Below are 8,696 nucleotides of genomic sequence, written 5' to 3' on the forward strand. Positions count from 1 at the left end.
AGGGTGAACGTTCGCGCCACCAGTTGATGGCGGCCTCGAGGTCAGTCACGTGGATCAGAGAATGAGGCCCCTCGACAGGCGGGTACGCCGGTCGATCCCCCGAGGGAATGTCGGGCCGGCTTGGGGCGGCCCTACGCTCGTCCCCGCTCAAGCCACCAACCCCATGGCGCCGCGCACCTCGCGCAGCGTCTTGCGCGCGACGGCGCGGGCGCGCTCGGTGCCAACCTCCAGCGTCCACTGCACCTGCTGCGGGTCCAGGGCCGCAGCGCGTTCGCGCCAGGGCGCCTGCTCGCGCTGGATGGACTCGATCAACGGCTGCTTGCAGTCCAGGCAGCCGATGCTGGCCGTGCGGCAGCCGCTGTCGCAGGCGGCGCGGGTCGCGTCGTCGCTGTAGATCTGGTGCAGCGGCCAGACCGGGCAGCGCGCCGGGTCGCCGGCGTCGGTGCGGCGCACGCGCTGCGGGTCGGTCGGCATGGTGCGGATCTTGGCGGCGACAGCCTCGGGCTCGTCGCGCATCGCGATCGCGTTGTCCAGGCTCTTGCTCATCTTCTGGCCGTCCAGCCCGGGCACGCGGGCGGTCTCGGTCAGCAGGGCCTGGGGCTCGACAAAGATGGGCGCGGCCTCGGCATAGAGCCGGTTGAAGCGTCGTGCCACTTCGCGGGTCACTTCGACGTGGGCGGTCTGGTCTTCGCCCACCGGCACACCGGCAGGCTTGTAGAGCAGGATGTCGGCCGCCTGCAGCAGCGGGTAGCCCAGAAAGCCGTACGTCGCCAGTTCGGGGTCGGCGGCGACCTGATCCTTGTAGCTGGGCATGCGCGCCAGCCACGAGGACGGCGTACACATGGCCAGCAGCGTGAATAGCTCGGCGTGCTCGGGCATGCGGCTTTGCAGGAACAAGGTACAGCGCTCGGGGTCCAGTCCGGCGGCCAGCCAGTCGGTGACCATCTCGTAGACGTGGCGGGTCAGCGTCTCGCCACTCGGGCGCTGGGTGGTGAGCGCATGCCAGTCGGCGACGAAGAAGAAGCAGTCATGCGTGTCCTGCAGCCGCACCCAGTTCTTGATAGCGCCGTGGTAGTGGCCGAGGTGCAGGGCGCCGGTCGGACGCATGCCGGAAAGCACGCGAGGGCGGCTTGGCTTGAGGTTCAGGGTGGGRTTCGACATGGGGCGCGGATTGTCGTTCAAGGGGCGATCGGTCAGCCGCCCCCTAAACTGCCGCCCCATGAAGAGGTTGGTGATTCTGATTTCGGGGCGGGGCTCCAACATGGAGGCCATCGTGAAGGCCTGCCAAGCCGAGGGCTGGCCCGCCGAGGTGGCCGCCGTCATCAGCAACCGGCCCGATGCGGGCGGCCTGCAGTTCGCGGTTGAGCATGGCGTTGCTACCGCCGTCGTCGATCACAAGACCTATGCCAGCCGTGAGGACTTCGATGCCGAGCTGGCCCGCGTCATCGACAGCTTCGCACCTGACCTCGTCGTCCTCGCCGGCTTCATGCGTATCCTGACGCCCGGCTTCACGGCGCGCTACGCCCGCCGCATGCTCAACATCCACCCGTCGCTGCTGCCGGCCTTCACCGGGCTGCACACGCATGAGCGGGCGCTGGAGATGGGCTGCAAGGTCGCCGGCGTGACGGTGCATTTCGTTACCGCCGAGCTGGACCATGGCGCCATCGTCATGCAGGCCGTCGTGCCGGTGCTGCCTGGCGACGACGCGAAGACGCTGTCGGCCCGCGTGCTGACGGCCGAGCACCGCATCTATCCGCAGTCGGTGCGCTGGTTTGTCGAAGGTGCGTTGGTGTGGGACGGCGAGCGCGTCACTCACCGCGACGGTGCGGCTCAGCAGTTGCTGCTCAGCTGATCAGCCCGGCGAGGATATTGACGGTCAACGCCAGCACGCCGGTGTTGAAGACGAAGGCCAGCAGGCCTTGAACCAGCACGAGGCGGCGCATGGCGCGCGAGCTGACGCTGACGTCCGAGGTCTGCGACGTGGCCGCCACGGTGATCGAGAAGTACAGGAAGTCGCCGTAGTCGGGCGGTCCTTCGTCGTCGCCCGGGAACTCCAACCCGTGCGCGGCCTTGCCCCCGCCGTGGTACAGGCTCGCGTAGGCGATGCCGAATTCCACCGGCAGCAGCAGCCAGGAGCTGCAGACCGTGGCAATGGCGAAGGCGAGCGTCAAACCGTTGGCGGTATGGGCTTGCTTGGCCGAACCCAGTTCCAGCGCAATGGCGCCAAAGCTGGCCAGCGCCCCGCCAACGGCCAGCAGCAGCATGACGGGCAGGCCTTCGGTCAGCTGGCTGGCGCGCTGCTGCACATTCACCGAGCCCGCGCGGCCCAGCATCATCCAAAGCGCCAGCGGCAGATAGATCCACAGCGTGAAGTCCCACCCCAGCAGCAGGCGCGTGGTCAGCGGCACAGCGCCTGGCCACAACGCAGCCAGCGTGCTGCCGATCAGGATGGACAACAGCAGCCGGGGGCGCAGGCGCAGCTGGGTCCAGAGATTCATGCGGCAAGGAGCAGGGCGCTTGGGATAATGGGGCGATGCATCCTAATGCCCTCCTGGAGCTGAGCGCCGAGCTGATTGCCGTCGTGAACCAGCTCGAAGCCCCGGCCGACTCCACCGTCTCCGCCTTCTTCCGACAACACAAGAATCTCGGCCAGCGCGAGCGCGCCTGCCTCGCCGAGACGGTCTACGCGCTGTTGCGCGAGCGAATCAAGTTCCAGAACCTGGCCCAGAGCGGCAGCGGCTCCATGCACCGCCGCCTGGCCATGTTGGCCTGGCGCGGCAATGCCGCTTTCCTGCGTGGGGCCCTCAGCCCGCAGGAGCAGCATTGGCTGGAGCAGGTCCAGGCCATCGACCCGATGAGCCTGGCGTCCAAGATGCGCCACAACATGCCCGAATGGCTGGCCGAGCCGCTGCTGGCCCGGCTGGGCGAGGAAGAGTTCTGGAAGCTCGCCACCTCACTGAACGAGGCTGCGCCGCTGGACCTGCGGGTCAACGCTCTCAAGTTCAAGCGCGAGGAGGCCCAGGAGCAACTCAAGGCCGCCGGCATTGACGCCGTGCCCACGCCGTATTCACCGCTGGGCCTGCGCATCGATGGCAAGCCGGCGCTGCAAAAGCTGGAGCTGTTCACCAGCGGTGGCATCGAGGTACAGGACGAAGGCAGCCAGTTGCTGGCCCTGCTGCTGGCGCCCAAGCGTGGCGAGATGGTGGTGGACTTCTGCGCCGGCGCCGGCGGCAAGACCCTGGCCCTGGGCGCAGCCATGCGCAACACAGGTCGGCTCTATGCCTTCGACACCTCCGGCCACCGGTTGACGGCGATGAAGCCGCGCCTGGCGCGCAGCGGCCTGTCCAACGTCTATCCGGCCCAGATTGCCCATGAGCGCGACGACCGCATCAAGCGCCTGGCCGGCAAGATCGACCGCGTGCTGGTCGACGCGCCCTGTTCCGGCCTGGGCACGCTGCGCCGCAACCCCGACCTGAAATGGCGCCAGTCGCCCCAGGGGGTGGCTGAACTGCAGGCCAAGCAGCGCGCCATCCTGGCCAGCTCCGCCCGCCTGGTGAAGCCGGGAGGCCGGCTGGTTTATGCGACCTGCAGCCTGCTGGATGCCGAGAACGAGGTCATCGCGGCCGAGTTTGCCGCCGCCCATCCCGACTTCAAGCCGCTCGCCGCGGGAGAGGCGCTTGCCAAGGCCCAGGTTGAACGCTCCGATGAAGTCGTGGAAAACGGCGCACTCCGGTTGTGGCCTCACCGACACGCCACAGACGGGTTTTTTGCTGTCGCATGGGAAAGGTCGGCCTGACGCAGGTCAAAGAACGCGTCGATTCGCACGTCACCGCCTGAATACGGTGCAGCAAACCCCTTGAATTTGGGGGCTCTCCTCTACAATTGACATTCCTTTGCATGGCCGCTGTGGCCGAGGTCTTGGACGCATGAACGACATCCTGAACGCGCTGATGAACTGGCTGGCCGATGGCCTGTTGGGTTTCAGCGCTTGGCAATTAGTGATCTTTACGCTGGTTGTGACCCACATCACGATCGCTTCGGTCACGATCTTCCTGCATCGTGCCCAGGCTCACCGCTCGCTGGATCTCGGTCCCATCCCCTCGCATTTCTTCCGCTTCTGGCTCTGGCTGACGACGGGCATGGTCACCCGCGAATGGGTTGCCATCCACCGCAAGCACCACGCCAAGTGCGAAACCGAGGAAGACCCCCACAGCCCGCAGACCCGCGGCCTGAAGAAGGTGCTGGCCGAAGGCGCTGAGCTGTACCGCACCGAGGCCAAGAATGCCGAGACGATTGCCAAGTACAGCCGCGGCACGCCCGAGGACTGGATCGAGCGCAACCTGTACACCAAGTACAGCTRGCAGGGCGTCGCGCTGCTGCTGATCGTCAACATGGCGCTGTTCGGTGCCATTGGCGCCACCATTTGGGCCATCCAGATGATCTGGATTCCAATATGGGCTGCCGGCGTCATCAATGGCATCGGCCACTACTGGGGTTATCGCAATTTCGAAGCACCCGACGCGTCGACCAATCTGACGCCTTGGACGCTGATCGTTGGCGGCGAAGAACTGCACAACAATCACCACACCTACCCGACGTCCGCCAAGTTCTCGGTCAAGCCCTACGAGTTCGACATTGGCTGGATGTATATCCGTGGCCTGGAAATGCTGGGCATGGCCAAGGTCCGCAAGACGGCACCCAAGTTGAGCCTGGGTGAAATCAAGCCGGCCGACGCGCGCACGCTCGAGGCACTGATCGCCAATCGCTACGAAGTCATGGCCAGCTATGCCCGTGACATGAAAGCGGCCTGCGCCGCCGAATTGGCCAAGATCAAGGCCGAGGGCGGCAAGCACAGCGCGCGGTTTGAGGAGTTCAAGCAGGCCCAACGCTGGCTGCACCGCGACCAGGAGCGCATCCCGGTCGCCGTGCACGGCGACCTCGCGAATGCCCGCGCTGCCAGCCCGGTCATCGACAAGCTGGTGACCATGCGCGAGGAACTGCGCCAGATGTGGACGCGCACGAATGTGTCGGCCGAGCAACTGGTCGCCGACTTGCAGGCCTGGTGCCGCCGCGCCGAGGAGAGTGGTATTGCGGAACTGCAGGCTTTCTCGATGCGCCTGCGCGCTGCTCACGCCTGAGCTTTGGTTTCCTGAAGTAAAGGGCGCCCCGTCGGGCGCCCTTTTTCTTGGGCTGGCCTAGACTTGCCGTATGCAGTCACTGATTTGCTTAGGAGGCTTGCCATGAAATACCGCTGGATTGCCGTTGCCCTGTTCGCCCTGTCCGCCACCGCGCGCGCCGATGTGCAGGTGAATTTCATCGGCTCCGAGAAGTTCTCGGACATCAAGGACAACAACGGCTTCCGCCAGCCCGAGGTGCTGAAGGACATCGAAGCCTATCTTGTCGAGCAGGTCGGCAAGCGCCTTCCGGGCCGGGATGTGCGGATCAACGTGACCGACGTGGATCTGGCCGGCGAGGTCGAGCCGTTCGGCCGCCGCATGCAATGGCTGCGCGTCATGCGCACCGTCACACTGCCATCCATCGCCTTCAACTACGAAGTACGAGAGGGCGAAAAGGTCGTCCGGCAGGGCGAGGTCAAGCTGCGTGACATGAACTACCAGGACGGCTTCAATGGCTATTCAAGTGGGGACCCGCTGCGCTATGAGAAGCGCATGCTTGATCGCTGGTTCAAGCAGGAGTTTGGCGCCACAGTGACCGCGGCGCGCTGAAGCTGCCCGGTCAGAGGACGCAAAAAACCCGCCAGCGTTGCCGCTTGGCGGGTTTTGTTTTGCTTGCTTGCGTGCGTTGGCGGCTCGCGCCGCCATTCATCACTTCAGCTTGATTTCCTTGTACAGGACGTGCTTGCGCGCCTTGGGGTCGAATTTCATGAATTCGAGCTTTTCGGGCGTGGTCTTCTTGTTCTTGTTCGTCGTGTAAAAGTGGCCGGTGCCCGCAGTGGACTCCAGCTTGATCTTTTCGCGGCCGCCTTTGGATGCCATGGTCGTATTCCTTCAGTAGGTCAGTGAGCGACGATCAGAGCGCGCCCTTGGCGCGCAGATCGGCGACGACTTGGTCAATGCCGACCTTGTCGATCAAACGCAGAGCGGCATTCGTGATGCGCAGGCGAATCCAGCGATTTTCCGATTCCACCCAGAAACGGCGGTATTGCAGGTTCGGCAGGAACCGACGCTTGGTTTTGTTGTTGGCGTGGGAAACGTTGTTCCCGACCATGGGCTTCTTGCCCGTGACTTGACAGACGCGTGCCATGACGCTTCTCCGGTTTGACTTCTTTGACCAGCCGCCCGAACTTTTCGAGCGGCCCTTTGACCGCATATGCCTGCTAATCCTCAGGCGAAATTCTTTCGAATCAACGCTTTGGATGCGGTCCATCCAGCAGGCAAGCCCGCGAGTGTAGCGGAAAACCCGCGGGCCAGGAAGGCCGTGCTACGCCTTCCGGGCCGAGCGCTGGGCCGCTCCCGAGCCGGCCCGTCGGGCGATGTGCTCGCGGCTCGATGCCGAGAGCATCGCAGTCCCCTCGGGGGCTGAGGCCGGACATGGCAAGTCCTGCGGACTTGTCGTGCCTGCCGAAGAGCAGCCGCTCCGTCGGCTGCGCGGTCTGCAAGACCGGCTGGACCCGCCCGCGTTCAGTGGGGCGAGACCGGACGAGGGGTCAACCGTTTTCCTGGTCCAGGAAGCGCTGGGCGTCCAGCGCGGCCATGCAACCCGTGCCGGCGCTGGTGATGGCCTGGCGGTAGATGTGATCCTGCACGTCACCGGCCGCGAAGACGCCCGGCACGCTGGTCATCGTCGCAAAGCCGTTCAGGCCGCTCTTGGTGATGATGTAGCCGTCTTTCATCTCCAGCTGGCCCTTGAAGATGTCGGTGTTGGGCTGGTGGCCGATGGCGATGAAGCAGCCGTGCAGCTTGATTTCCGATTTGCTGTCGTCCAGCGTGCTGCGGATGCGCACACCGGTCACGCCCGAGGCATCGCCCAGCACCTCGTCGAGCTGCTGGAAGAAATGCAGCACGATCTTGCCGGCGTCGGCCTTCTCCTTGAGCTTGTCGATGAGGATGGGTTCGGCGCGGAACTTGTCGCGGCGATGGATCAGGTGCACCGTGCTGGCGATGTTCGACAGATACAGCGCCTCTTCGACGGCCGTGTTGCCGCCGCCRACGACGCAGACTTCCTGGCCGCGGTAGAAAAAGCCGTCGCAGGTCGCGCAACCACTGACCCCGCGGCCCATGAAGGCCTGTTCGGAGTCCAAGCCGAGGTATTTTGCAGAGGCGCCGGTCGCGATGATCAGCGCGTCGCAGGTGTAGGTGCCGCTGTCGCCAGTCAGCGTGAAGGGGCGCTTGGAGAAGTCGACCGCATTGATGTGGTCAAAGACGATCTGGGTCTGGAAGCGCTCGGCATGCTGCTGGAAGCGCTGCATCAGCTCGGGGCCCTGCACGCCCATCACGTCGGCCGGCCAGTTGTCGACCTCCGTCGTGGTCATGAGTTGACCCCCTTGGGCCATGCCCGTGATCAGCGTAGGCTTGAGATTAGCGCGTGCAGCGTAGATGGCGGCGGTGTAGCCGGCGGGGCCGGAACCGAGGATAAGCAGGCCGTGGTGTTGGGTCGTAGCGGTCATGGCAGGGAAGGTGAGGGCGGGTTAACGGCTCGCAAGGTAGTCTTAGGGGTGAAAACCCCGGCCTTACCCGATGCGGAGAAGCCTGCCGCGTGTGCACAATGCACGCCATTTTAGGCAGGCGCATTTCTTGCCGCTTGCCTGGGGCCCAAACCTGGAGACTGCATATGGCGATGATTTCCAACCTCGACCTGATCCGCCGTGTTCCGCTGTTCTCGATGCTGACCACCGATCAGGCCCAATCCATCGCCGACAGCGTCGTCAAGCGCCGCTTCAAGCGCGGCGAACTGATCGTCGAGCAGGGCACCAAGTCCAACGCCCTCTTCATCCTGCTCAACGGCCGTGCCCGCGTGCTGACGGCCGACCACCGCGGCCGCGAGGTCATTCTTGCCGTGCTGCAGTCGGGCGACTACGTGGGCGAGATGAGCCTCATCGACAACGAGCCCCATTCGGCCACGGTGCGCGCCGAGGTGCAGACCGACATGCTGGTGCTCGGCCGCCTGGAGTTCGCGCGCTGCCTGCCCGAGAGCAGCAGCCTCTCCTACGGCATCCTGCGCGGGCTGGTGGCGCGCTTGCGCAATGCCGACCGGCAGATCGAGTCCCTGGCGCTGCTTGACGTCTATGGCCGCGTGGCGCGCACGCTGCTGGACATGTCCGAGGACGAGAAGGGCATCAAGCTCATCCGCGGCAAGGTTTCGCGCCAGGACATGGCCAAGGTCGTGGGTGCCTCGCGCGAGATGGTCAGCCGGGTCATGAAGGACCTGGAAGAGCGCGGCGTCATTGAAACGCTTGAGAACGGTTCGGTGGTCATCAAGGAACGGCTGACCCACGATTGACGGCGACAATGCGGGGATGAGTTTTCCCCTCGGTTCCCTGCTGGGCGGTGACGATGCCGCCGGCGAGCCCGCCGCTCCCGCCAAACCCACCCGCCGCCAGGCGCCCAAGCGCGAAGTGGCCCCGCCGTCAGCCGCCTCGCGGCTGCTGCGCACGCCGCTGTGGCTGGCGTTGACGGCCCTGCTGCTCGCGCTGCTCGTGCTGGCGATGGCGACGCACGACCTGCGCGACGCTGCCT

12 protein-coding genes are annotated in these 8,696 nt (G+C 65.2%); 6 read left to right on the top strand and 6 right to left on the bottom strand.

The window, feature by feature from the left end:
• Both AC1DU6_RS12495 and trpS read right to left on the bottom strand, forming a co-directional pair.
• The coding region (locus AC1DU6_RS12495) for a DUF3717 domain-containing protein (RefSeq protein WP_477857518.1) at positions 1-238 on the bottom strand (238 nt) is incomplete at its 3' end.
• Positions 148-1,161: a tryptophan--tRNA ligase gene (trpS, locus tag AC1DU6_RS12500; RefSeq protein WP_056196218.1), complete on the bottom strand. Its 1,014-nt coding sequence runs from the start codon at positions 1,159-1,161 to the stop codon at positions 148-150. The genes trpS and AC1DU6_RS12495, both read right to left, overlap by 91 nt.
• A 58-nt stretch (positions 1,162-1,219) precedes the next feature.
• On the opposite strand from trpS, the gene purN reads away from it, so the two are divergent.
• Positions 1,220-1,852, top strand: a complete 633-nt coding sequence (gene purN, locus AC1DU6_RS12505; RefSeq protein ID WP_477857521.1) for a phosphoribosylglycinamide formyltransferase — start codon at positions 1,220-1,222, stop codon at positions 1,850-1,852.
• On the opposite strand, the gene AC1DU6_RS12510 is transcribed toward purN, so the two are convergent.
• The gene (locus AC1DU6_RS12510) at positions 1,845-2,498 is read right to left on the bottom strand and encodes a DUF1345 domain-containing protein (RefSeq protein ID WP_056196224.1); all 654 of its coding nucleotides are present in this window, start codon (positions 2,496-2,498) and stop codon (positions 1,845-1,847) included. The genes purN and AC1DU6_RS12510 overlap by 8 nt on opposite strands.
• Positions 2,499-2,533: 35 nt before the next feature.
• Between AC1DU6_RS12510 and AC1DU6_RS12515 the strand changes: the two genes are divergently transcribed.
• From AC1DU6_RS12515 to AC1DU6_RS12525, 3 genes are all read left to right on the top strand, one after another.
• Positions 2,534-3,796: an RsmB/NOP family class I SAM-dependent RNA methyltransferase gene (locus AC1DU6_RS12515; protein ID WP_477857523.1), complete on the top strand. Its 1,263-nt coding sequence runs from the start codon at positions 2,534-2,536 to the stop codon at positions 3,794-3,796.
• A gap of 130 nt (positions 3,797-3,926) precedes the next feature.
• Complete coding sequence (locus AC1DU6_RS12520; RefSeq protein WP_477857525.1) at positions 3,927-5,138, top strand: DesA family fatty acid desaturase; 1,212 nt, start codon at positions 3,927-3,929, stop codon at positions 5,136-5,138.
• A gap of 102 nt (positions 5,139-5,240) precedes the next feature.
• A complete protein-coding gene (locus AC1DU6_RS12525; protein ID WP_477857527.1) occupies positions 5,241-5,726 on the top strand; it encodes a DUF3016 domain-containing protein in 486 nt (161 codons plus the stop codon).
• Between the two features lie 99 nt (positions 5,727-5,825).
• Here the strand turns inward: AC1DU6_RS12525 and rpmG are convergent, their stop codons facing one another.
• From rpmG to trxB, 3 genes are all read right to left on the bottom strand, one after another.
• Positions 5,826-5,996, bottom strand: coding sequence for a 50S ribosomal protein L33 (gene rpmG, locus AC1DU6_RS12530; RefSeq protein ID WP_025564431.1), 171 nt, complete (start codon positions 5,994-5,996; stop codon positions 5,826-5,828).
• A gap of 34 nt (positions 5,997-6,030) precedes the next feature.
• Entirely contained in the window at positions 6,031-6,264 is a 234-nt protein-coding gene (gene rpmB, locus AC1DU6_RS12535) for a 50S ribosomal protein L28 (RefSeq protein ID WP_056196235.1), read from the bottom strand.
• A gap of 403 nt (positions 6,265-6,667) precedes the next feature.
• Positions 6,668-7,627 carry a thioredoxin-disulfide reductase gene (trxB, locus tag AC1DU6_RS12540; protein ID WP_056196236.1) on the bottom strand — a complete coding sequence of 320 codons (960 nt, stop codon included), beginning with the start codon at positions 7,625-7,627 and terminating at the stop codon, positions 6,668-6,670.
• Positions 7,628-7,791: 164 nt separating this feature from the next.
• Between trxB and AC1DU6_RS12545 the strand changes: the two genes are divergently transcribed.
• Together AC1DU6_RS12545 and AC1DU6_RS12550 are read left to right on the top strand one after the other, a co-directional pair.
• Entirely contained in the window at positions 7,792-8,460 is a 669-nt protein-coding gene (locus AC1DU6_RS12545; protein ID WP_056196243.1) for a Crp/Fnr family transcriptional regulator, read from the top strand.
• Between the two features lie 16 nt (positions 8,461-8,476).
• A partial coding sequence (locus AC1DU6_RS12550) for a hypothetical protein (protein WP_477857530.1) occupies positions 8,477-8,696 on the top strand: 220 nt, incomplete at its 3' end.

This window comes from Roseateles sp. P5_B10 (genome assembly GCF_056400485.1).

What these genes read in the sequence shown, in the direction of transcription:
- purN (WP_477857521.1), top strand. Translation starts at nt 1,220, where the DNA reads ATGAAGAGGTTGGTGATTCTGATTTCGGGGCGGGGCTCCAACATGGAG.
- AC1DU6_RS12510 (WP_056196224.1), bottom strand. Translation starts at nt 2,498, where the DNA reads ATGAATCTCTGGACCCAGCTGCGCCTGCGCCCCCGGCTGCTGTTGTCC.
- AC1DU6_RS12515 (WP_477857523.1), top strand. Translation starts at nt 2,534, where the DNA reads ATGCATCCTAATGCCCTCCTGGAGCTGAGCGCCGAGCTGATTGCCGTC.
- AC1DU6_RS12525 (WP_477857527.1), top strand. Translation starts at nt 5,241, where the DNA reads ATGAAATACCGCTGGATTGCCGTTGCCCTGTTCGCCCTGTCCGCCACC.
- rpmG (WP_025564431.1), bottom strand. Translation starts at nt 5,996, where the DNA reads ATGGCATCCAAAGGCGGCCGCGAAAAGATCAAGCTGGAGTCCACTGCG.
- rpmB (WP_056196235.1), bottom strand. Translation starts at nt 6,264, where the DNA reads ATGGCACGCGTCTGTCAAGTCACGGGCAAGAAGCCCATGGTCGGGAAC.
- AC1DU6_RS12545 (WP_056196243.1), top strand. Translation starts at nt 7,792, where the DNA reads ATGGCGATGATTTCCAACCTCGACCTGATCCGCCGTGTTCCGCTGTTC.